The sequence below is a fragment of the Hyunsoonleella jejuensis genome, assembly GCF_900111025.1.
Classification (GTDB): domain Bacteria; phylum Bacteroidota; class Bacteroidia; order Flavobacteriales; family Flavobacteriaceae; genus Jejuia; species Jejuia jejuensis.
Genome location: NZ_FOFN01000002.1, coordinates 105,156 through 129,407 on the forward strand (window position 1 = coordinate 105,156; position 24,252 = coordinate 129,407).

The following is a 24,252-nucleotide window of genomic DNA, read 5'->3' on the forward strand; positions in this document are numbered from 1 at the left end:
AACTCAACGTTAATTCTTTAAAAAGGGTGAGTTGAAGTTGTAAAAGCATGCTGCTAGTACTTAGGTGCTTGGGCAGACCCTTGATCAGCTTGTTAGCCCTAAACTTGTTTTTAAGGAGTTTATACAAAACACTATACTGATGTAGGTTTTTTTATATATATAAATCAACTAAATAAAAATGGATAATCCAATTATATTAATTATAGGAGGTGTAATTGTTGGGCTTGTAATAGGATTTATTATAGCCAAGGCAATAGAAAAAAATAACGCATCAAAACTTATTAAAAATGCTAAAAAGAATGCGGCAGCAATATTAAAGGAAGCCAATAGTGAAGGTGAGTCTATAAAAAAGGACAAAATTCTGCAGGCTAAGGAAAAATTTATCGAGCTAAAAGCGGAGCATGAAAAAGTAATTTTATCGCGTGACAAAAAAATGGCTGAAGCTGAAAAGCGCACACGCGATAAAGAGTCTCAGGTTTCTAACGAACTTTCAAGAAACAAAAAACTTAACGCCGATATTGAAAACAAAATAAAAGATTACAACCACCGATTGGACGTTTTAGAAAAGAAACAATCGGAGTTGGATAAGCTGCATAAAAGCCAAGTGCAACAATTAGAGGTTATCTCCAGTTTGTCTGCCGAAGAAGCTAAAGAGCAATTGGTAGAATCCTTAAAGGGTGAAGCTAAGAATGATGCCATGGCCTATATACAAGGCGCGTTAGAAGAAGCAAAATTAACGGCTGAACAGGAGGCTAAAAAATTAATTATTAATACTATTCAACGTATAGGAACGGAAGAAGCGGTTGATAATTGTGTCTCAGTTTTCAATATTGAATCTGATGATGTTAAAGGGCGCATCATTGGGCGAGAGGGTAGAAACATTAGAGCGATAGAAGCAGCCACTGGCGTTGAAATAATCGTAGATGATACGCCTGAAGCTATTATTTTATCTTGTTTTGATTCGGTACGTCGTGAGATTGCAAGACTATCACTCCATAAATTAGTGACCGATGGTAGAATTCACCCAGCTAGAATTGAAGAAATTGTAAAGAAAACTAAGAAGCAAATAGAGCAAGAGATTATAGAAGTTGGAAAACGTACTGTAATCGATTTAGGGATTCATAACCTGCATCCAGAATTAATTAAGACCGTTGGTAGAATGAAATACCGTTCGTCTTACGGACAAAACCTATTGCAGCACTCTAGAGAAGTAGCTAAACTTTGTGGTGTTATGGCTGCTGAGTTAGGATTAAATCCAAAGTTAGCTAAACGCGCAGGGTTACTTCATGATATTGGAAAAGTGCCAGATGCTGAAACCGATATGGAAACACCACATGCCATCTTAGGAATGCAATGGGCAGAAAAATATGGCGAAAAAGATGATGTATGTAATGCCATAGGCGCTCACCATGATGAAATTGAAATGAAATCGTTATTAGCGCCAATTATTCAAGTATGTGATGCTATTTCTGGTGCACGTCCAGGAGCACGCCGCCAGGTACTGGATAGCTATATTCAACGATTGAAGGATTTAGAGGATATTGCTTTTGGTTTTAACGGTGTTAAAAAGGCTTATGCTATTCAGGCGGGTAGGGAACTACGCGTTATTGTTGAAAGTGAAAAAGTTAATGATGAAAGAGCATCTGAATTATCATTTAATATATCACAAAAAATTCAAACGGACATGACGTATCCTGGTCAGGTAAAAGTAACCGTAATTAGAGAAACAAGAGCTGTAAATATTGCGAAGTAATACATTTACTTTAAATACGGAAGTTCAACAAGTTAAAAAAACCGGCATCTGCCGGTTTTTTTGTTGTTATACTAAACTTTAAATCTATCTTCTAGGATGATATTTCTCAACAACTTGGGCTAGATGGCTTTTGTCTATATGTACATATATTTCGGTTGTTGTAATGCTTTCATGCCCAAGCATGAGCTGAATAGCCCTCAAATCTGCATTATTCTGCAGTAGGTGTGTTGCAAAAGAATGACGAAAAGTATGTGGGGATACATTTTTTTTTAGTCCTATTTTTTCAACCAATTGTTTAATAATTGTAAATATCATAGCACGCGTTAACTGCTTACCTCTTCGATTTAAAAACAAGGTATCCTCAAAGCCTGCTTGAATATTCATATGATTTCTCACCTCGTTCCTATAAATATTAATATACTTTATCGTTGTATCAACTATAGGCACAAAACGTTCTTTGTCTCCTTTACCTGTTATCTTGATAAAACCTTCCTCAAAAAATAAATCCGATAGTTTTAAATTTATCAATTCGCTTACACGTAAACCACAACCATATAAAGTTTCCAACATTGCTCTATTGCGCTCACCTTCGGGCTTGCTTAAATCTATAGCCTGTATAATTTGGTCAATTTCATCTTCAGAAAGCGTATCTGGAAGTTTCCTTCCTATTTTAGGCGATTCAATTAACTCTAGAGGATTATCTTTTCTATAATCTTCAAAGATTAAATAACTGAAAAAACTTCGCAATCCTGAAATTAACCTAGATTGAGATCTTGCGTTTAATTGTTTGGCAGAATTATATATAAACTGTTGAATAGTTTGCGATGAAATAGCAATAGGAGAAACAGACATTTCATTTTCTTCTAAAAAAAGTATCAATCTATTAATATCGAGGCAATAACTATCAATCGAATTTTGGGACAAGCCACGTTCAATTCTTAAATACAGCTGATAATCTTTTAGTGCGTTGTGCCATTTCATGCCTTAAATTTAAGCATAAAAAAAACTACCAATTGGTAGTTTTTTTTATTATAAATTTTACTCTTACAACCCTGGGTAAGAATCGGTAAGAATTTGTACAATATCAATTATGTGACCCACTATGAAATATCCAAATGTAATAATATACAATACATTCCAATACCAAGGGCTACCAATGTACCATCTGTGAGCAGCAAATCCACCTAAAACAAGCCATAATGCAGCAGCTACCCATTTATCTTTAGCTTTAACAGCTACCGCAGGAGCATAAATCTCTTCTGGTTCAATATTAGTTGAGATTTCAGTATTTGCCGGTGTAGTTTTAACTCTTTTTACAGGAAAAGAGGCATAACAAGTAGAGTAGCTTAGCATTAGAACTAAGAAAGATAATAATAATTTAATTTTCATAATTAATTGGTTTATGTTTGTTCTGCTAATTTAAACAAAAAACAATTTCATGTTGAGAATAAGACTACTTTTTTTTATGACTTTTTTTGTTTCCTCAGTTGTGAATACTCAAAACAAATTTGACTATGTAGGTGGAGTAAAATTAAATGATTCATTAATCATAACTTACAAAGTTAATTTTGAGGAGAATAAAGGTCAGGTTAAAGGGTATTCAATAACTGACATTGGCGGTGAACATGAAACTAGATCTAATATATTTGGAGAATACAACAAGGATGAAAAGACTTTGAGTTTTAGAGAAATTGGTATTGTTTACACTAAATCTCCAATTTCTCAAAATGATTTTTGTTTTTTGAACACAACTCTAAAGAATTTTGTATTTGGTAAGACCAAAAAAGTTAGAGCTAATTTTATTGGCCTATTTTCAGATAATACTGAATGTATAAATGGTGAACTTATTCTAAGCACACAGGAAAAAGCAGAACAAAGAGTGCAAAAAGTGGTGAATAAAATTAATAATTCTAAAAAAATTACTGATAGTGTAAAACAAAAATTAAATGAATTTAATTTAATGAATGTTTTAAAAATGAATATTTTGAAGAAGGACCAGACTCTAAGCATTTTTTCTAAATCTAGCTCAATAAAACTTATAGTATTTGATGGCGGCAAATTAGATGGGGATGAAATAAATATTATGATTAATGGTGAAACTATCTTGAATAATTACAGAGCAAATAAATCAGAAAAAATAATAGTATTAGAATTAAAAAATAAAAAAACATCTATAGTTATTAAGGCAAATAATGAAGGGGAAATAGCACCTAATACTGTTGTTGTTAAGCTTGATGATGGCACTAATGAAATAAAGGCTCTGTCTAATTTACAAACCGGGGAAACTACGCAAATAGATATTTTAAGAAACTAATATGATACTTGAACCTCTAATGTTTATTACTAATTTACTTGTCAATGAAGTATTAAAATTACTTTATTGTTAATTACATTGTTAATAAACACAGAGGGGTTATAAAATGACTGTAAAAAAATTCGTAAATTTAAATATTAATTAATTTAAAATTTTAACCATGAGAATTAAACTTTTTATTGCTGTATTACTTTTTTCAGGATCCCTGTGCTTAAATGCACAAACGTTTAAGATTGGTGCTTCTGCCGGTCTTCCAACTGCAGATGCTTCAGATATTTCATCTTTCGTTCTTGGCGTTGACGCTTATTACTTTTTTACCGATGTAGATGCATTGATAGAAATTGGACTAAATGCTGGATATAGAAACTATTTTGGAAAGGAATACGAATTTGGCAACGTTACTGTTGAAGCCGAAGATGTTGGGTTTTTACCGTTGGCACTGGCTGCTAGACTAAAATTATTCGGACTTATCTCTGGAGGTGCCGATGCTGGATATGCTGTAGCCTTAGAGGATGGTCTTGATGGAGGCCTTTATTTTAAACCTGTTGCAGGTTTGGATATTGCAGATACTATTGAGCTTAATCTAGGACATGAATTTATATTTGCAGATGGTGCTACTTGGGGCAATTTTTGCCTCGGTCTTCTATTTGAGTTTTAAATCTTAATAACGATAAACAAAAAAAAGGAAGCTAATGGTTTCCTTTTTTTTGTTTTATTTATTTTTACTGTTATGAAAAAACTAATGATTATTAACGGTCCAAATCTCAACCTATTAGGAAAGCGAGAACCAAATATATATGGAAGCCTAAGTTTTACAGAATTTTTAGATGAAGTTAAAGAAAAATATCCGGAAGTTCATTTAGAATACTACCAATCAAATATAGAAGGTGAACTCATAAATAAACTGCACGACGTTGGATTTAGTTATGATGGTATTATTTTAAACGCTGCTGCATACACACATACTTCGGTTGGTATTGGCGATGCCATTAAAGGTATCGAAACACCCGTTGTAGAGGTTCATATATCAAATACTTTCGCAAGAGAAGAGTTCAGGCATCAATCTTTTATTTCACCAAATGCCAAAGGTGTTATTCTCGGTTTTGGTTTACAAAGCTATGAGCTAGCCATACAGAGTTTTTTATAGTTAATATTAATTTATGAAAGAGAGAGTTTCATTTTTAATCATTCTATTTGTTATTGGAATTGGAGCTCATCAACTAAAAGCACAATCTCAAGTTGATTTTGGAGTAAAAGGCGGACTTAATTTAACCTTTTTCAAAGTAGCTGAAGGTAATTTTGGTGATAATCCCGAAACTGCTACTGGCTTTTATGGCGGACTCTTTACGGATTTTAATATTGATAACAATTTTTCAATACAACCAGAAATTTTATATATCGTTCTAAACGATTTCAATTTTATGAATGCGCCAATTTATGCAAAATATCAAGTGGGGGATAACCTTTACTTATCGGTTGGCCCTAGTTTAAATTACTTCTTTGATTTTTTTACAAACAAATTTAAAATACGAGGAGATATTGCTACATCATATAATATCACTTCTAAAATAGATTTGCATGTGAAATATACTTTGAGATTTCAAGAAATTACGCCAAATGGTTTATTTGTAGGTGTAGGGTTGAAACTCTAACCTTTAGTCAAATTATCCATAAAACAAAAAAAGTTCCAGTTTTGACTGGAACTTTTTTAATATATATATTCTAATTATCTATATATGAATCACCTCATCATAGGCTGCAGCTACAGCTTCCATAACAGCTTCACTCATTGTTGGATGAGGATGAATCGCCTTTAAAACCTCATGCCCCGTAGTTTCCAATTTTCTACCTAAAACAGCTTCGGCTATCATATCTGTAACACCGGCACCAATCATGTGGCACCCTAACCATTCCCCATATTTAGCATCAAAAATCACCTTTACGAATCCTTCTTTATTTCCGCCGGCACTAGCTTTACCAGAGGCAGAGAAGGGGAATTTCCCAACCTTAATATCCAAGCCTTTTTCTTTGGCTTGTTTTTCCGTTAAACCTACACTAGCAATTTCTGGTGAACAATAGGTGCATCCTGGAATATTGCCGTAATCAATTGGTTCAACATGATGACCAGCAAGTTTTTCAACACATAAAATACCTTCTGCTGATGCCACGTGCGCTAAAGCTTGTCCTGGTGTAACATCACCAATTGCATAGTATCCTGGAATATTGGTTTGATAAAAATCATTTACCAAGATTTTATCCCTATCTACAACGATACCAACATCTTCTAATCCAATATTTTCAATGTTAGTTTTTATACCAACGGCAGATAAAATAATGTCCGCTTCTAAAACTTCTTCACCTTTGCTAGTCTTTACTGTAGCTTTAACTCCTTTTCCTGACGTATCAACAGATGTTACTTCGGCAGATGTCTTAATTAAAATACCGTTTTTCTTGAAAGAACGTTCTAGCTGTTTCGATACCTCTTCGTCTTCAACAGGAACTATATTTGGTAAATATTCAACAATGGTGACTTCCGTACCCATTGAGTTATAGAAATATGCGAATTCAACGCCAATAGCTCCAGAACCAACAACAATCATTTTCTTTGGTTGTTTTTCTAAAGTCATGGCTTGTCTATATCCTATTACCTTTTCGCCATCTTGTGGTAAGCTAGGTAACTCACGAGACCTTGCTCCAGTAGCAATAATAATATGGTCTGCACTATATTCAGTGCCATCAACATCAACTTTTTTACCAGGTTTTAGTTTGCCATAACCTTCAATAATATCTATCTTGTTCTTCTTCATTAAAAATTGAACACCTTTACTCATACCATCAGCAACACCGCGGCTTCGTTTTACAACAGCATCAAAATCATGTTCCGCATCCTTAACTTTTAAACCGTAATCTTCTGCATGTTTAAGATATTCAAATACTTGGGCAGATTTTAATAAGGCTTTTGTTGGGATACAACCCCAATTTAAACAAACCCCACCAAGGTTTTCTTTTTCAATAATAGCGGTTTTAAAACCCAATTGCGATGCTCTAATTGCTGTAACATATCCACCAGGACCACTTCCAAGAACTATAATATCGTATTTACTCATGTGTTAAATTTTAAGATGCAAATTTACAAAATCGGATTTTAAAAAGTTATATACGGCGCTACTAATTTGTATCTTTTGCTACCTTTGTGTTTGAATTTTTGAAGATTATGAATATACCTAGAACTAGTTTTCCTCGCGTAGTTATTATAGGCGGTGGTTTTGCAGGAGTAGCATTAGCAAAAAAACTATCAAAGCAAGAGGTTCAGGTAGTATTAATAGACAAGCACAACTATCATACATTCCAACCACTTTTATATCAGGTATCTACAGGCGGCTTGGAGCCAGATTCGATCGCCTATCCGATAAGAAAAATTTTAAAGGATTTCCCTAATTTTTATTTTCGATTAGCTTCAGTTCAAGAAATTGACACAAAAAAAAATAAAGTAAAAACCAATATAGGCGATTTAAAGTTTGATTATTTGGTGGTAGCCTCTGGTTCCAAAACTAATTATTTTGGAAATTCTGAAATAGAGAAATACAGTATGGCCATGAAAACCATACCGCAATCTCTTAATCTGCGTAGCCTAATTCTTGAGAATTTTGAGGACGCGTTGCTAACTTCAGATTTAAACGAGCGAAATGCTCTAATGAACTTTGTAATAGTTGGAGGAGGACCAACCGGTGTGGAATTGGCAGGAGCTTTGGCAGAAATTAAAAAAGGTATCTTACCTAAAGATTACCCGGATTTAGATACCCGTTTAGCGCAAATTCACATTGTGCAATCTGGAGATTGTATATTAAAGGGAATGAGCGAAAAGGCATCACGAAAAGCTGAGGATTTTTTAGAAAAACTAGGAGTTAATATTTGGAAAAATGTACGCGTTACAAATTATGATGGCAAGACAGTTACGACAGATACGGATTTAACTTTTGAAACAGCTACACTAGTTTGGGCAGCCGGCGTTAAAGGTGCAACCATAAAAGGGTTGGATTCTGAAGGTTTTATTACACGTGGTAATAGAATTTTGGTTAATGAATTCAATCAAGTTAAAGGCTTCGAACACATTTTTGCTATTGGCGATATTGCCTGTATGGTTTCGGAAGAACACCCCTATGGTTTCCCTATGATGGCGCAACCTGCAATACAACAAGGGAGTCAACTCGGTAGTAATTTAATAAGGATTATTGAAGAAAAACCAATGCAATCGTTTAAATACACTGATAAAGGTGCTATGGCTACAATTGGTAGGAATAAAGCTGTTGTAGACTTAAAAAAATGGAAGTTTCAAGGTGTTTTTGCTTGGTATATTTGGATGTTTGTTCACCTCTTCTTTCTTATTGGTTTTAGAAATCGCATGGTGGTTTTCGTAAATTGGGTTTATAATTATGTGCGCTTTGATAGGGAAGCACGTTTGATTATTCGTCCTTTTAAAAGAAATTAGTATTCTTTTTTCACTCTCTTAACATAGTATAAGATACGATGTCAGTTTTTTAATTACATTGAAGAACTATTAACAATCAAATTTTTATTAAAAATGAAAAAATTAACTATCATCACCATGATACTGTTGTCAGGTATCATCTACTCTCAAACCAAAAAAAATGGTACAATCTATGAAGAGCATCCAGCTATTGAAATTGCTGAACAAGCACAACAGGCTTTTATAAAAGGGGACACCACTAAGCTTAAAAGTCTTTTAGCAGATGATTTTAAATCATATAATGGTATGAATACAAATCCTGATAATAAAGGTACTGACAAGTCAACGCTGCTAAGACAATCTATTTTTTGGAAAAACAATGCATCTTATTTGAGTATTGAAAGATGGCCGGGAGCATATCCAGATGCTCTAGAATATAAAAAGGATAACAAAGAAAAAGATGTTTGGGTGCAAACCTGGGATATGCTGAAAGGCGTTCATAATGAAACAGGAGTGAAGCTAAATATGCCACTACATAGACTTTTTGTGGTAAATAAAGACAATAAAATTAAAACGATGATAACCTATGATGACGGTAGGGTTTTTCAAACTTTAAGATCTAGCTTTACGCCAAGAACTAATGGTACAATATATAATCATCATGACAATATTAATACCGTTAGAAATATGGTAGCCGCCTTAGAACATGGGGATGCTGATAAAGCCTTTGGTTATTTTACTGAAAACGCAAGATTTTCTAATCTCGATATGCCACGTGGTGAAACAAATTCTTTAGAAGAAGAAAAAGAAGCTTTTTTAAAAATGCTAGAGTCTTGGGATATTGAACGTATTGATGTCGTAGGTTACCCAGATTATTTAGAATATGAAATAGGTAACGGAAAAGTTGTGCAATCTTGGTGGGACTTTAGAGTGAAAAGAAAATCAGATAATAAGAGAGTTACTATTCCTGTATTATTGATTCATGATTTTAATGATGACGGTGAAATTACAAGAGAAGCCGGTTATTACACAGTAGCTGCGATGATGGAAAAATAGTTTATAAATCCTTATAATTTAAAACCCTCAATTTAAAGTTGAGGGTTTTTTTATAAATCATCGGTGAAATGTTTTCTTTCTTTTTTATTGCCAAACTTGTCTTTATTATAACTGGAAGAATTCCCTTTTGGAATAGACAAGGACGTCCACTGTTCTCCTTTGATCAACTTACCTAAAAATACAATTTGTCCCACATGGTAAGAGTAATGCGCTAGTTGCCTATTAATGGCTTCCGTAACTGTATGACCTTGATTTCTTATATAAACAATATATTCCAAATCTTTTTCCTCCAAAGATGTAATCGCTTCGAAGAGGCATTTCCATCCTTTATTCCAATATTCAACTATATCATCTTTAGAGGTAAAGCTATCGACAAATTCCATATCTCGATGTCGCCACTCTTTTTCACCATCCTCAGTTAAAAAATTAGTCCAACGACTTAACATATTGCCGGCTAAATGCTTTACAATTATTGAAATAGAATTGGAATCCTTAGCGAACTCCTTTTGCATTTCTTCAAAGCTTAAATTCTTAAAGGTTTTATCTCCTAAAGATTTATAATATTGAAACTGCTTGATAATACTTGTTAAGTAACTTTCCATTTCGCTAAAAACTTCAAAATATAATTACCTGCTCTTATTTTTGGAACCTTATAGTTACCTTTTGATTATTCTTTTGGTATAAACTTAAGAGCCACTCCGTTTATACAATGCCTTTTTCCAGTAGTTTCTCTAGGGCCGTCATTAAAAACATGTCCTAAATGTCCACCACAAGTAGCACAATGCTCCTCAGTTCTAGCATACCCTAAATTATAGTCGGTAGAAAAAGCCACGTTGCCTTTTATTTCCCTATCAAAACTAGGCCATCCACTGCCGGAATCGTATTTATGTTTACTTTTAAAAAGCGGGGTATCGCAACCTTTGCAAACGTAAATTCCCTCTTTATAGTTTTTATTTAGCGGACTCGAAAAAGCACGCTCGGTGCCTTCTTTTCGCAATACGTAATATTCCATATCCGTAAGTTGTTCTTTCCATTCCTCATCAGTTTTAGAAACCTCATAAGTTTTTTCCTTATCTTTTTTTGCGTCTTTTTGGGCATTAGAATTACAATTGAAAAAAAAGGAAAATAGAATTAGTAACAAAAATTTATTCATAGCATTGTTTTTTTATTGTTAAGTCGATAAAAGCCACTTTTAATAACACATAGTATTTTTTGAATGCGTCAAATAATATTCAGAAAACATTAATTTATATTTATTAATTAAATTATGTTTGTAACAAATACCTTGAGTGACCAATAAATATAATACGTGTCTTAAAATTATAAGTATTGATTTTGTATTTTTAACTTTAAATTTAACGTTATCATGAAACAACATAAGTTTTTTATAGGATTTGTTATGGCGCTAATGCTTATCGCATGTGCCACAAACCCTTTCACAGGTAAAAAAACAATGGCATTAGTGTCTAATTCCCAGCTATTCCCTACGTCATTTTCACAGTATAATCAATTTCTAAACGAAAATAACGTCGTTACGGGAACTAAAGATGCAGAAATGATAAAACGTGTTGGACAACGTATTGCTGTAGCTGCAGAACGCTACCTAAACGCAAACGGGCATCATGGCTATTTAAAAGACTATAAATGGGAGTATAACTTAGTACAAGATGAAACAGTGAATGCTTGGTGCATGCCAGGTGGCAAAATTGTGTTTTACACTGGTATTTTACCAATCGCAGAAAATGAAGCCGGTGTTGCCGCTATTATGGGGCATGAAGTGGCCCATGCTTTGGCAAATCATGGTCAGCAGCGCATGAGTGCAGGCATATTGCAACAAGTAGGAGCAGTTGCAGGGAATGTAGCCATTCAGGATGATCAAACTAGGGCAATATTTAATCAAGCTTATGGTATTGGATCTCAAGTAGGAGTGATGCTTCCTTTTAGTAGAAGCCATGAAACAGAAGCCGACTTAATAGGCACTTACCTTATGGCAATTGCTGGTTATAATCCATCGGAGGCTGCTGAATTATGGAAGCGTATGAAGAGTAAAAGTGGTGGGCAAGCACCACCAGAATTTATGAGCACACATCCATCAAATGATACCAGAATTGCAAATTTAACGAAGTGGGCGCCTAAAGCTAAGGAAGAGGCCAAAAAGTATGGTGTTACAACATTTAGGAATTATTAAGATATAGAATAAAATAATTGTTTATTTTCGAAGTCACGCAACTAATGCGTGACTTTTTTTATGATTCAACTTGAAAAGGGAAGCAAAAAACTTTTAAATGCATGGGCATTTTACGATTGGGCAAATTCTGTATATACGTTAACAATTGCATCTTCCATTTTTCCACTGTTTTATTCTAGCCTTTTTGATACTAAAGAACAATTAGTATCAGCTTTTGGTTTTGAAATGAAACAAACTGTTCTTATATCAATAGTTACGGCGTTCACCTTTTTGGTGGTTGCATTTTTGTCACCTTTATTGTCTGGTATTGCAGATTATGTAGGCAACAAGAAGAACTTCATGAAATTCTTTTGTTATTTAGGAGGTTTAGGGTGTATTGGCTTATACTTTTTTAATTTAGATCATATACATATCAGCATCCTATTTTATTTTATGGGATTGTTAGGGTATTGGGGGAGTTTGGTGTTTTATAATTCCTATTTACCAGATATAGCTTATCCTGAACAACAGGATGCCATTAGTGCGAAAGGTTTTTCTTGGGGATATATTGGAAGTGTTATATTGTTGATTTTCAATTTAGTAATGGTACTGTTTCCTAATTGGTTTGGTTTTGACATTAGTATTTCTGAGGATATCAAATTAAATGGAAACGAGACCGAAATTGCAGAAGCGTTAGAAAAAGCAAAAAACGTAGCTTCGCTTCAGGCTATGAAAATTTCGTTTATCACTGTTGGTTTATGGTGGATTCTATTTAGTCAGTATACATTTTATTATTTGCCAAAAGGAAGTTCAAAGGGGCATAAAGTAACCAAAGCGGTCGTGTTTAATGGCTTTCGTGAATTAAAATCTGTTTGGGCTGAATTAAAAGGAAATTTAAGGTTAAAGCGCTATTTAAATGCGTTTTTTGTATTTAGTATGGCGGTACAAACTATAATGCTCATGGCTGTTTACTTCGGTGAAAAGGAGATTTTATGGGAAAGTGATGGAGAAAAAACTATTGGTTTAATAGGAAGCATTTTGGCAATTCAGCTTGTTGCAGTTTTAGGCGCTATATTAACCTCTAAACTATCTGAAAGGTTTGGAAATATTAAAGCTTTAATTGTTATTAATTTTATTTGGATGGCATTATGCTTTTATGCCTACTTTATGAAAACACCAGTTCAATTTTATATCGCAGCTACGATGGTTGGGTTTGTAATGGGTGGCGTGCAATCCTTAGGAAGATCTACATATTCTAAATTTTTACCTGATACTACTGACACAGCCTCATATTTTAGTTTTTATGATGTTGCGGAAAAAATCGGTATCGTTATTGGTATGTCCATTTTTGCAGTGGTAGATGAGCTATACACCATGCGCTCCGCAATTTTATTTTTGTTTGTATTCTTCTTAATGGGAATCGTTTTATTATTTCGAGTACCAAAATCAACGTCATAAAAAAAGCCCTTCTGCATAGACAAAAGGACTTTTTCAAACTCAATATTATTTTTAAGATTCGGTAGTATTTTCAGCCTTCTCAATCTCTATACTTAATTCATCCGTTTTCTTATCTAAATCGATAATAATCTTATCGCCTTCACGTAAATTAGATGCCACAATCTCTTCTGCTAAAGCGTCTTCAATATATTTCTGAATAGCCCGCTTTAGTGGTCTTGCACCGTATTGTTTATCAAACCCTTTATCGGCAATATAATTTTTAGCCGGCTTAGTTAATTTTAAATCATATCCCAAACCTTTAATTCTTGCTAAGAGCTTTTCTAATTCAATATCAATAATTAAATTGATGTCTTCTTTTTCAAGCGGATTAAACACTACCACGTCATCAATTCTATTTAGGAATTCAGGAGCAAACGATTTTTTAAGTGCATTTTCAATAACTTTAACTGCATTAGCATCTTCTTGTGCTTTTTGAGAAGCTGTACCAAAACCAATCCCAGTACCGAAATCTTTTAATTTTCTAGCACCAATGTTAGACGTCATAATGATGATTGTATTTCTAAAATCAATCTTTCTGCCCAAACTATCAGTTAAATGTCCATCGTCAAGTACTTGAAGCAACATGTTAAACACATCTGGATGTGCTTTTTCAATTTCGTCTAAAAGAATTACAGAATATGGTTTTCTGCGAACTTTTTCGGTTAACTGTCCACCTTCTTCATAGCCAACATATCCTGGAGGTGCTCCCACTAAACGCGAAATGGCAAACTTCTCCATATACTCACTCATATCAATTCTAATTAAAGAATCTTCGCTATCAAATAATTCACGAGACAATACTTTGGCTAGCTGCGTTTTACCAACACCTGTTTGCCCTAAGAAAATAAACGAACCAATGGGTTTGTTAGGATCTTTTAAGCCAGCGCGATTACGCTGAATAGCTTTTACCACTTTAGCAACAGCCTCGTCTTGACCTATAACCTTACCTTTTATTAAGTTGGGTAATTCGGCTAGTTTATTAATCTCGGTTTGTGCAATTCTATTTACAGGTATTCCCGTCATCATAGAAACCACGTCAGCTACATTGTCTTCGGTAACAATCTCCCGATGCAATTTGGTTTCTTCTTCCCACTTTTCTTGGGCAATAGCTAAATCTTTCTCCAAACGCTTTTCATCGTCCCTAAGTTTAGCAGCCTCTTCATATTTCTGTTTTTTAACCACAGAATTTTTAGTTTCCCTTACTTGCTCAAGTTGCTTTTCAAGCTCTAAGATTTGTTGAGGCACATCAATATTGGTAATATGAACACGCGATCCAGCTTCATCTAACGCATCAATAGCTTTATCTGGAAGAAACCTGTCCGTCATATACCTATTGGTTAGTTTCACACAAGCTTCAACAGCCTCAGGCGTAAAATCTACATTATGATGTTCTTCGTATTTTCCTTTTATGTTGTTTAATATTTCAATGGTTTCCTCAACAGTTGTAGGTTGTACAATTACTTTTTGGAAACGGCGCTCTAGAGCACCATCTTTTTCAATATACTGTCTATATTCATCAAGAGTTGTAGCGCCTATACATTGAATTTCCCCACGTGCCAAAGCTGGTTTAAACATGTTTGAAGCATCTAAACTCCCTGTAGCGCCACCAGCACCAACTATGGTGTGAATTTCATCTATAAATAAAATAACATCATCATTCTTTTCGAGCTCGTTCATAACAGCTTTCATCCGCTCTTCAAATTGTCCACGATATTTTGTACCAGCTACTAAACTTGCTAAATCGAGAGTTACAACGCGCTTGTTGAAAAGAATTCGTGATACCTTTCGCTTTACAATTCTTAGCGCTAAACCTTCAGCAATGGCAGATTTACCAACACCAGGTTCACCTATTAAAAGTGGGTTATTTTTCTTTCTTCTGCTTAAAATCTGTGACACGCGCTGTATTTCGGCTTCTCTACCTACAACAGGGTCAAGCTTACCTTCTTCAGCTAAAACCGTTAAATCACGTCCAAAATTATCCAAAACAGGTGTTTTAGACTTTTTGTTGGACTTACCTGAAGGCGTGTTAAATATATTGTCCTTTTGAGATTCCTCGCCTAAATTTGAATCGTCATCTTGAAAAGATTCAGCTTTAGGTTCTATATACTCATCATTTTCGTTTGTAATCATTTGTTTAAATTGTTCTTTAACATTATCGTAGTCAACTTTTAATTTATTAAGTAGTTTGGTTGTTGGATCATTTTCGTTTCTAAGAATACACAACAGCAAGTGCGCCGTATTTATAGAAGTGCTTTGAAATAACTTCGCTTCCAAAAACGTGGTTTTTAAAGCACGTTCTGCTTGTCGCGTCAAATGCAAGTTTTTCTTTTGGTTGGAAGCTACACTTATATTTGGATTTGCAGGACTTAAAATTTCAACCTTTCGGCGCAAATGGTTTAAATCCACATCCAATGCATTTAATATATCAATAGCCTTACCGTTTCCATCACGCAACAATCCAAGCATGAGATGCTCGGTACCAATAAAATCATGGCCTAAGCGCAATGCTTCCTCTTTGCTATATGCAATTACATCTTTTACTCTAGGGGAAAAATTATCATCCATATCTAAATTCCTTTCTGCACTAAAAATACTAAATTACTTTTACTAATGGCAAAAACCATACCTGAAAATAAAGTAGTGGTGCTAATTGACGAAAAAATAATCAAAAAATCAAAGTTTCCAGGCTCATAGTTATTAACGAAAAAAAGGGGTTAAATTGTTAATAAAAAGTCCTAAATTGAAAGAGCAAAACACTTATTCTCACTGATGAAATTCGTATATTAGCATGTTTTGAAAAATTCGTAAAAACTAAATTAAATTATATATGGCAGAAGGAGAAAAACTGATACCTATTAACATTGAGGATGAAATGAAATCTGCGTACATTGATTACTCAATGTCGGTCATTGTGTCACGTGCGTTACCAGATGTAAGAGATGGCTTAAAACCGGTTCATAGACGCGTATTATATGGTATGCACGAACTTGGGGTTAGAGCCAATTCGGCACACAAGAAATCTGCAAGAATAGTAGGTGAGGTTTTAGGTAAATATCACCCTCATGGTGATACATCGGTTTATGATACTATGGTGCGTATGGCTCAAGAATGGAGCTTGCGTTACATGTTGGTCGATGGCCAGGGTAATTTTGGTTCTGTGGATGGTGATAGTCCTGCAGCAATGCGTTATACAGAAGCAAGAATGCAAAAGATTTCGGAAGAAATGTTGGCGGATATCGACAAGGAAACCGTAGATCATAAGTTAAATTTTGATGATACACTACACGAGCCAACCGTTTTGCCTACAAGAATACCAGGGCTTTTAGTAAACGGCGCTTCTGGAATTGCCGTAGGTATGGCTACAAATATGCCCCCTCACAATCTAACAGAGGTTATTAATGGCATTATTGCTTATATCGATAATACTGATATTGATATTGACGCGCTAATGCAGCACGTTAAAGCTCCGGATTTTCCAACAGGCGGTACTATTTATGGATATGACGGTGTTAGGGATGCATTTCATACCGGTCGAGGAAGAATTGTACTTCGAGGTAAAGCAAATATTGAGGAAGTTAACGGGCGAGAATGTATAATTGTCGACGAAATTCCATACCAAGTTAATAAGGCAGAAATGATTAAAAAAACTGCCGATTTGGTTAATGAGAAAAAGTTGGAAGGTATCTCTACAATTCGTGACGAATCTGATAGAAAAGGGATGCGCATCGTGTACGTTTTAAAGCGTGATGCCATTCCAAATATTGTATTAAACAAATTATACAAGTACACAGCTCTACAGTCCTCATTTAGTGTTAACAACATTGCTTTAGTTAATGGAAGACCACAGCTTTTAAATCTGAAGGATTTAATACATTATTTTGTTGAACATCGGCATGAAGTAGTAGTTAGAAGAACCACCTACGAATTGCGAAAAGCAGAAGAACGCGCTCACATTTTAGAAGGCTTAATTATTGCCTCTGATAATATAGATGAAGTGATTCAAATTATACGGGCATCGTCAAATGCAGATGAAGCACGTACAAACTTAATCAAGCGTTTTGAACTTTCAGAAATTCAGGCACGCGCCATCGTAGAGATGCGTTTACGCCAGTTGACAGGACTGGAACAAGATAAGCTGCGTTCAGAGTACGATGAAATTATTAAAACTATTGCCGAATTAAAGGATATTCTTGATAAGAAAGAACGTAGAATGGCTATCATTAAAGACGAATTAGAAGTAATTCGTGATAAATACGGTGACGAAAGACGTTCTGTAATAGAATATGCTGGTGGTGATTTGAGTATTGAGGACATGATTCCTAATGAAAAAGTGGTGATTACCATCTCACATGCAGGTTATATCAAACGCACATCGCTTAACGAGTACAAAACACAAAATAGAGGTGGTGTAGGACAAAAAGCATCCACTACACGGAATGAAGATTTCTTAGAGCATTTATTCGTTGGCACCAACCATCAATATATGTTATTCTTTACGCAAAAAGGAAAATGTTTCTGGATGCGCGTATATGAAATTCCTGAAGGCGCAAAAACATCTAAAGGTAGAGCAATTCAAAACCTTATAAATATTGAGCAAGATGATAAAGTAATGGCTTTCATCTGTACACAAGATTTAAAAGATGACGATTATATCAATAGTCACTATGTGATTATGGCAACTAAAAAAGGGCAAGTTAAAAAGACATCTTTAGAGCAGTATTCCCGTCCTAGAACTAATGGTATTAATGCCATTACGATAAAAGAGGACGATGAATTACTAGAAGCCAAATTAACAACTGGTGAAAGCCAAGTAATGTTAGCGTTAAAATCCGGTAAGGCAATACGTTTTGAAGAGGCTAAAACAAGGCCTATGGGCAGGAACGCCTCAGGAGTTCGTGGAATTACCCTTGCCAATGATAACGATGAAGTTATTGGAATGATAGCTGTTGATGATATGGAAAGCAATATTCTTGTAGTTTCTGAAAATGGCTATGGTAAGCGTTCTAGTTTAGATGATTATCGCATTACAAATAGAGGTGGTAAAGGTGTAAAAACCATTTCAATAACTGATAAAACTGGCAATTTAGTATCTATTAAAAATGTAACAGATAACGATGACCTAATGATTATCAACAAATCGGGTATTGCTATAAGAATGGCAGTTGAGGATTTACGGGTTATGGGACGCGCCACTCAGGGAGTAAAACTAATCAATCTTAAAGGTCAAGATTCCATTGCGGCCGTAGCAAAAGTAATGCACGATGAGGATGATGTTGATGATACAGAAAGTATTGAGAATACTGAACCTACAAACGATGGCACAACTGTTGATAATAATAACGAGAACAACAATAATGAATAACAAATTAAATTAAAAAATGAAAAAACAATTTATTATAGCTTTGGCTATTTCTATAAGTGCATTTTCTTTTGCCCAAAAGAAAGAGTTAAAAGCTGTCGAGAAAGCTATTAAGAATAATAATTTTGCTGAGGCTAAAGCTGCTTTAGCAGTTGTAGAACCAATGCTTGCCTCATTAGATGAGAAACTAATGAGCAAATACAATTATTTAAAAGGTGTTACCTTATATGCTAATGGTAATGGCACCAACGCAGATCTGGATGCTGCAATAGATTACCTAGATAAAGCTGAAAGCGGATACAAGGTTGAAGTTACCCAATTAAAAAATGATATGGTTAACAAAATACTGGAAAAAGGCAACAAGGCTTATGAAGGTAAAAAATATGGTGCAGCTTCAGAATATTTTGAAAAGGTGTATAATATGAGAAAGCAAGATACCGCATATCTTTATTATGCTGCCGCAACTGCTGTAAATGCTCCAGATTACGACAGAGCATTAGTGCTTTACCAAAAGTTGAAAGATTTAAATTATACAGGTATTGAGACTAAATACTATGCTGTAAACAAGGGGACTAATGAAAAAGACGCTTTTCCTAACAAACAACTTAGAGATGTAGCTGTTAAAACATCTAAAACCCACTCTAACCCTACCGATGAAAAATCGGATTCAAAACGAGGAGAAATTGTTAAGAATGTTGCATTAATTTACATATCTAAAGGTGATAACGATAAAGCAATTCAAGCAATTAAAGATGCTAAAGCAGAAGCTCCCAATGACATAAATTTAATTCTTTCAGAAGCAAATATCTACTATAAAATGGGAGATACTGAAAAGTTTAAAGAACTTATGGAAGTTGCTACGACAATGGATCCAGGTAATGCTGAATTACAATATAATTTAGGTGTAATTTCTGCAGAATCAGATCAACCCGATCAAGCACTCGCTTACTATAAAAAAGCTATCGAACTAAATCCAAATTACACTAATGCTTACATTAACAGCGCCGCAGTGGTATTAGGAAGAGAAGAAGGCATAATTAAGGAGATGAATAGCTTAGGCACCTCTGTAGCTGATGATAAACGCTATGAAGAATTGCGTAAACAGCGTCAAGAATTATATAAAGAGGCCATCCCTTTTTTAACAAAAGCTTTAGAAATGAACCCAAAAAGCACAAGTGCTGCAACCACTTTAATGAATATTTATAGCGTTATTGGAGAAACCGATAAGTATAAGGCTATGAAAGCTAAAGTTGAAGAAATGGGAGGGGGACAGTAAATTATCTCTTCTAATAAATAAAAAACCAGAGCATCTGCTCTGGTTTTTTATTGTAAATTAATTTTCAAAAGCTTGTAATGTTTTAGTAATAATAGATACACAATCTAATAATTGTTCATTAGTCATTACCAATGGAGGAGCAAACCGAATGATGTTTCCGTGTGTGGGTTTTGCTAATAAGCCATTATCTCTAAGTGCTAAGCATATGTCCCAAGCTTTGTTGCTTTTTTCGTCGTCGTTAATAACAATGGCATTAAGCAAACCTTTTCCTCTTACCAAATTAACTACATTGCTATTTGTAATGTATTTATTTAGTTCATCCCTAAAAAGTTGTCCCAAATTATAGGCGTTTTCAGCTAAATTTTCATTTTGTACAACATCCAGAGCCGCCATGGCGACGGCAGCAGCAACAGGATTACCGCCAAAAGTACTGCCATGATTTCCAGGCTTAATCACATTCATAATATCATTATTAGCCAAGACGGCACTTACCGGATAAGCACCCCCGCTCAACGCTTTCCCAAGAATTAAAATATCCGGTTTTACATCTGGGCTACTACTACAGTTTTTATCTGCGCAATTACAATTACCGCAAGTTGCCAATAATCTTCCAGTTCTCGCGATACCTGTTTGTACTTCGTCGGCAATAAACAATACACTGTATTTTTCACATAAGGCCTTCGCTTTAATTAAGTAATCTTCGCTAGGTACATAAACGCCTGCCTCGCCTTGAATAGGCTCTACTAAAAATGCTGCAATATTAGAATTGCTTTTCAAAACATTTTCTAGAGCTTGTAAATTATCGTATTCAATTTTAATAAAACCTTTGGTATAAGGTCCAAAATTTTTTCGAGCTACAGGATCGTTTGAAAACGAAATAATAGTTGTAGTCCGTCCATGAAAGTTGTTTTCACAAACAATTATCTCAGCTTCATTTTCATCTATACCCTTTACTTCATATGCCCATTTTCTTGCTAATTTTAAAGCGGTTTCAACAGCTTCTGCACCAGTATTCATGGGTAATAGTTTATCAAACCCAAAAAGTTCGGTAGCATACTTCTCGTATTTACCTAACATATCGTTGTAAAATGCCCTTGACGTGAGCGTTAAGGTTTGGGCTTGCGCAATCATTGCATTTACAATCTTTGGGTGGCAGTGCCCTTGGTTTACAGCGGAATAAGCCGACAAAAAGTCGTAATACCTTTTTCCTTCAGCATCCCAAACATAAACGCCTTCGCCACGACTTAAAACCACGGGCAAAGGATGGTAATTGTGAGCGCCATACTTGTCTTCTAGCGCCATTGCTTGTTCTGATGTTAATTTTTCTAAAACAGCCATTTCTTTATAATTTAAAGTTGAATGCCCACCAATTAGGCCACTTGTTAGAACCCAATATTGGTGCAACATTTCTAATTAATCTCGCTTAGCGAGTAAAACAACCATTCCTTCTATACCTTTATTCTTTCGAAGAACTCGAAAAAGCAGCGTGGGAGAGAAATCATCCCTAGATAGGTGTGCAATTTAATAAATAATCATGGTTTTTCAGTACTCATTTAAACTTCCTAAAAAAATAAGTATTTTATTTCGCGCTATTGTTATTTTTGCAACATGTCTAGAAGAAGGAATTCAAAAAGAAAAGTTTTTGAACATTTAGAGGTCATTGATGCTGGTGCAAAAGGAAAAACCGTTGCTAAAGCACCTGATGGTAAGGTGATTTTTTTACCAAATGCAGTGCCGGGTGATGTAGTAGATGTGCAAACCTTTAAAAAGCGTAAGGCCTACTATGAAGGTAAAGCCACTAACTTTCATAAGTTATCTGATAAAAGAGTAACTCCACAGTGTGCCTATTTTGGGACTTGTGGTGGCTGCAAATGGCAGGATATGGGGTATGAGCACCAATTGTTTTATAAGCAGAAGGAAGTTGTAAATAACTTAACCAGAATTGGCCATGTTGAATTACCTGAAATTACTCCAATATTAGGCTCTGAACAGCAATATTTCTACCGGAATAAAATGGAATTCTCTTTTAGTAATAGCCGTTGGTTAACGCAAGAAGAAATTCAATCTGATGATGATTTAGGTGATAGAAATGCTCTAGGATTTCATATTCCTGGTATGTGGGACAAGATTTTAGATATTGATACTTGTTATTTGCAAAGAGATCCATCGAATGCTATAAGAAATGCTGTAAAGCAATTTGCTGTTACGCATAATTTAGAGTTTTTCAATACAAGACAGCAAACAGGGTTTTTGCGTACAATGATGATTCGCACATCAAGTACGGGAGACATCATGGTATTAATTCAGCTTTTTAAAGAAGATGTTGAAAAACGCGAATTACTTTTAGATTTTATAGCTGAAGAATTTCCTGAGGTAACATCATTGCAATACGTCATCAATGGCAAGGGAAATGACACAATTTACGACCAAAACGTTATTTGTTACAAAGGGCAAGATCATATTTTCGAGGAAATGGAAGGTTTACGTTTCAAAATAAATGCAAAATCATTCTATCAAACAAATTCTGAGCAGGCTTATGAGCTATATAAAATTACTAGGAACTTTGCTGGTTTAACAGGTAACGAGCTGGTGTATGATTTATATACAGGAACTGGTACGATTGCCCAGTTTGTTTCAAAGAATGCTAAAAAAGTAGTAGGTGTAGAGTCTGTTCCTGATGCTATTAGTGCTGCAAAAGAAAACGCACAATTAAATAACATTAATAACGTTGAATTCTTTGTTGGCGACATGAAAAAAGTATTTAATGATGAATTTATTACGGCACACGGGAAGCCAGATGTAATAATTACCGATCCGCCAAGAGATGGTATGCACAAAGATGTGGTAGCACAATTGCTAAATATCGCTGCAGAAAAGATTGTTTATGTAAGCTGCAATAGTGCTACACAAGCGAGAGATTTGGCATTGATGAACGATATGTACAAAGTAACCCAAGTACAGCCTGTAGATATGTTTCCACAAACATTTCATGTGGAGAATGTTGTACTTTTAGAAAAAAGATAAAAAACTTGTCATTCCGAACTTGTTTCGGAATCTATTTTGAAAATGAGATATATTAAACTATCAATAATACTCTTAGTATTTATAGTCGCAGTAACTCAGGTAAGTTGCGAACGTGATGATTTATGCCCTGAAACAACACAAACTACAGCTAGATTGGTCATGGAAGCCTTTGATGTGTCTTTACCTGATGATAGTAAAAATATTTTTGGATTACGAATTGAAGGTATTGATGATGAAGGTAATGGTATTGGTGTTTTAGATGACTATAATGTAGTGACTTCAAGTAATTTGGTATTACCTCTTAGAACAGATGAAGATGTAACCAAATACAAATTACATCGTGATTATACTGAAGATGATGATGGTAATCCAAATGGAGGAAACGAAGATATTATAACCATAACATATATAAGAGAAGAGGTTTTTGTCTCTAGAGCATGTGGATACAGAACCATATTTAATAACGTACAAATTAGAGTGGATGTAGAAGATCTAGATGATGACGAATGGATAAGATCGATACAAACCGAAAATGATAATCAAGTTGTAGAAAATGAAGCAGAAGCACATTTTATTTTATTGCATTAGTATACTGCTGTTTATTTTGGTTTGCTCGGTAAACGTACAAGCGCAGAATGATAGTATTCCAAAAAAAACAAACGATTCTACGGTAGTAAAGCTAAAATATGGTTTACGTATAGGTGTGGATACAGGTAAATTAATACGCTCTTTTCTAGACGATGGTTATACAGGTATAGAATTGGTAGGTGATTATCGCATCACCAAAAAACTTTATATCGCTGGAGAGCTTGGGAATGAGGAACGTATAATCATCACAGATTTTTTAAATACCACTACCAAAGGAAGTTATTTTAAGGCTGGGATTGATTATAACCTTTATCAAAACTGGTTAGATATGGACAATATGGTATATTTTGGATCGCGTGTGGGATTTAGTTCATTTAATCATACGATTAACGAGTATTTAATTTACAGTACAGATCAATATTGGGGAGAACAAAAAAGGCTGGAAACACCTATTGAAAAAGACGGCTTAACTGCTATTTGGACTGAAATACTTCTTGGAATTAAAGCTGAGTTATTTACTAATTTATATTTTGGTTTGAATGTGCAACTTAAAGTTAAACTTACTGAAACCAACCCCGATAATTTTCAAAATATTTACATTCCAGGGTTTAATAAAACCTACGACAGTACTCGTATTGGTGTAGGCTATGGTTATACCCTATCTTATCGCATTCCTTTGTATAAAAAGAATAAAGTTATTGCGCTAGTAGAGTAAGTGGCATTCCTATTTAAGTTTTAACCTGTTGATTT

The 24,252-nt window shown here is 34.6% G+C and carries 21 protein-coding genes and 1 other RNA gene; 15 read left to right on the forward strand and 7 right to left on the reverse strand.

Annotated elements, in window-relative coordinates:
* The first annotated feature begins 1 nt into the window (after position 1).
* Both ssrS and rny read left to right on the forward strand, forming a co-directional pair.
* Positions 2 to 121: non-coding RNA, 6S RNA (gene ssrS / locus BMY39_RS07165), on the forward strand.
* A 57-nt stretch (positions 122 to 178) separates the two neighbouring features.
* Entirely contained in the window at positions 179 to 1,753 is a 1,575-nt protein-coding gene (gene rny, locus BMY39_RS07170) for a ribonuclease Y (RefSeq protein ID WP_092578050.1), read from the forward strand.
* Positions 1,754 to 1,837: 84 nt separating this feature from the next.
* Here rny and xerD read toward each other — a convergent pair whose 3' ends face one another.
* A complete protein-coding gene (xerD, locus tag BMY39_RS07175; RefSeq protein WP_092578053.1) occupies positions 1,838 to 2,734 on the reverse strand; it encodes a site-specific tyrosine recombinase XerD in 897 nt (298 codons plus the stop codon).
* Positions 2,735 to 2,797: 63 nt separating this feature from the next.
* On the reverse strand, positions 2,798 to 3,142 hold the full coding sequence (locus tag BMY39_RS07180; RefSeq protein ID WP_092578056.1) for a TM2 domain-containing protein: 345 nt from the start codon (positions 3,140 to 3,142) through the stop codon (positions 2,798 to 2,800).
* 49 nt (positions 3,143 to 3,191) lie between these two features.
* Here BMY39_RS07180 and BMY39_RS07185 point away from each other — a divergent pair, with 49 nt between their 5' ends.
* The 4 genes from BMY39_RS07185 (at position 3,192) to BMY39_RS07200 (ending at position 5,719) form a co-directional block, all read left to right on the forward strand.
* A complete protein-coding gene (locus BMY39_RS07185) occupies positions 3,192 to 4,067 on the forward strand; it encodes a hypothetical protein (protein WP_143064750.1) in 876 nt (291 codons plus the stop codon).
* 160 nt (positions 4,068 to 4,227) lie between these two features.
* Positions 4,228 to 4,725, forward strand: a complete 498-nt coding sequence (locus BMY39_RS07190) for a hypothetical protein (RefSeq protein ID WP_092578063.1) — start codon at positions 4,228 to 4,230, stop codon at positions 4,723 to 4,725.
* A gap of 72 nt (positions 4,726 to 4,797) precedes the next feature.
* Entirely contained in the window at positions 4,798 to 5,214 is a 417-nt protein-coding gene (gene aroQ / locus BMY39_RS07195) for a type II 3-dehydroquinate dehydratase (RefSeq protein ID WP_092578066.1), read from the forward strand.
* A 13-nt stretch (positions 5,215 to 5,227) separates the two neighbouring features.
* Complete coding sequence (locus tag BMY39_RS07200; protein ID WP_092578071.1) at positions 5,228 to 5,719, forward strand: outer membrane beta-barrel protein; 492 nt, start codon at positions 5,228 to 5,230, stop codon at positions 5,717 to 5,719.
* A gap of 78 nt (positions 5,720 to 5,797) precedes the next feature.
* On the opposite strand, the gene lpdA is transcribed toward BMY39_RS07200, so the two are convergent.
* Positions 5,798 to 7,174 carry a dihydrolipoyl dehydrogenase gene (lpdA, locus tag BMY39_RS07205; RefSeq protein ID WP_092578074.1) on the reverse strand — a complete coding sequence of 459 codons (1,377 nt, stop codon included), beginning with the start codon at positions 7,172 to 7,174 and terminating at the stop codon, positions 5,798 to 5,800.
* 107 nt (positions 7,175 to 7,281) lie between these two features.
* Between lpdA and BMY39_RS07210 the strand changes: the two genes are divergently transcribed.
* Entirely contained in the window at positions 7,282 to 8,556 is a 1,275-nt protein-coding gene (locus BMY39_RS07210) for an NAD(P)/FAD-dependent oxidoreductase (RefSeq protein WP_092578075.1), read from the forward strand.
* A gap of 93 nt (positions 8,557 to 8,649) precedes the next feature.
* Positions 8,650 to 9,591 carry a nuclear transport factor 2 family protein gene (locus tag BMY39_RS07215; RefSeq protein ID WP_092578077.1) on the forward strand — a complete coding sequence of 314 codons (942 nt, stop codon included), beginning with the start codon at positions 8,650 to 8,652 and terminating at the stop codon, positions 9,589 to 9,591.
* Positions 9,592 to 9,641: 50 nt separating this feature from the next.
* On the opposite strand, the gene BMY39_RS07220 is transcribed toward BMY39_RS07215, so the two are convergent.
* The gene (locus BMY39_RS07220; RefSeq protein ID WP_092578080.1) at positions 9,642 to 10,193 is read right to left on the reverse strand and encodes a DUF1572 family protein; all 552 of its coding nucleotides are present in this window, start codon (positions 10,191 to 10,193) and stop codon (positions 9,642 to 9,644) included.
* Between the two features lie 65 nt (positions 10,194 to 10,258).
* Positions 10,259 to 10,744 carry a peptide-methionine (R)-S-oxide reductase MsrB gene (gene msrB / locus BMY39_RS07225; RefSeq protein WP_092578083.1) on the reverse strand — a complete coding sequence of 162 codons (486 nt, stop codon included), beginning with the start codon at positions 10,742 to 10,744 and terminating at the stop codon, positions 10,259 to 10,261.
* Between the two features lie 213 nt (positions 10,745 to 10,957).
* On the opposite strand from msrB, the gene BMY39_RS07230 reads away from it, so the two are divergent.
* Complete coding sequence (locus BMY39_RS07230; RefSeq protein WP_092578087.1) at positions 10,958 to 11,779, forward strand: M48 family metallopeptidase; 822 nt, start codon at positions 10,958 to 10,960, stop codon at positions 11,777 to 11,779.
* 60 nt (positions 11,780 to 11,839) lie between these two features.
* The gene (locus BMY39_RS07235; RefSeq protein WP_092578091.1) at positions 11,840 to 13,216 is read left to right on the forward strand and encodes an MFS transporter; all 1,377 of its coding nucleotides are present in this window, start codon (positions 11,840 to 11,842) and stop codon (positions 13,214 to 13,216) included.
* A 51-nt stretch (positions 13,217 to 13,267) separates the two neighbouring features.
* Here the strand turns inward: BMY39_RS07235 and BMY39_RS07240 are convergent, their stop codons facing one another.
* Positions 13,268 to 15,820: an ATP-dependent Clp protease ATP-binding subunit gene (locus BMY39_RS07240; RefSeq protein ID WP_092578096.1), complete on the reverse strand. Its 2,553-nt coding sequence runs from the start codon at positions 15,818 to 15,820 to the stop codon at positions 13,268 to 13,270.
* 262 nt (positions 15,821 to 16,082) lie between these two features.
* Between BMY39_RS07240 and gyrA the strand changes: the two genes are divergently transcribed.
* Both gyrA and BMY39_RS07250 read left to right on the forward strand, forming a co-directional pair.
* On the forward strand, positions 16,083 to 18,617 hold the full coding sequence (gyrA, locus tag BMY39_RS07245; RefSeq protein WP_092578100.1) for a DNA gyrase subunit A: 2,535 nt from the start codon (positions 16,083 to 16,085) through the stop codon (positions 18,615 to 18,617).
* Positions 18,618 to 18,633: 16 nt separating this feature from the next.
* Positions 18,634 to 19,890, forward strand: coding sequence for a tetratricopeptide repeat protein (locus tag BMY39_RS07250; RefSeq protein WP_092578104.1), 1,257 nt, complete (start codon positions 18,634 to 18,636; stop codon positions 19,888 to 19,890).
* A gap of 57 nt (positions 19,891 to 19,947) precedes the next feature.
* On the opposite strand, the gene rocD is transcribed toward BMY39_RS07250, so the two are convergent.
* On the reverse strand, positions 19,948 to 21,228 hold the full coding sequence (gene rocD / locus BMY39_RS07255) for an ornithine--oxo-acid transaminase (RefSeq protein ID WP_092579143.1): 1,281 nt from the start codon (positions 21,226 to 21,228) through the stop codon (positions 19,948 to 19,950).
* 270 nt (positions 21,229 to 21,498) lie between these two features.
* On the opposite strand from rocD, the gene rlmD reads away from it, so the two are divergent.
* Genes rlmD through BMY39_RS07270 form a run of 3 tightly spaced genes read left to right on the forward strand, consistent with a single transcriptional unit; the run spans position 21,499 to position 24,217 of the window.
* The gene (rlmD, locus tag BMY39_RS07260; protein WP_092578106.1) at positions 21,499 to 22,914 is read left to right on the forward strand and encodes a 23S rRNA (uracil(1939)-C(5))-methyltransferase RlmD; all 1,416 of its coding nucleotides are present in this window, start codon (positions 21,499 to 21,501) and stop codon (positions 22,912 to 22,914) included.
* Between the two features lie 42 nt (positions 22,915 to 22,956).
* A complete protein-coding gene (locus tag BMY39_RS07265) occupies positions 22,957 to 23,502 on the forward strand; it encodes a DUF6452 family protein (RefSeq protein WP_092578108.1) in 546 nt (181 codons plus the stop codon).
* Positions 23,468 to 24,217: a DUF6048 family protein gene (locus BMY39_RS07270; protein ID WP_092578110.1), complete on the forward strand. Its 750-nt coding sequence runs from the start codon at positions 23,468 to 23,470 to the stop codon at positions 24,215 to 24,217. Before BMY39_RS07265 ends, BMY39_RS07270 begins: the two co-directional genes overlap by 35 nt.
* Positions 24,218 to 24,252 lie beyond the last annotated feature (35 nt).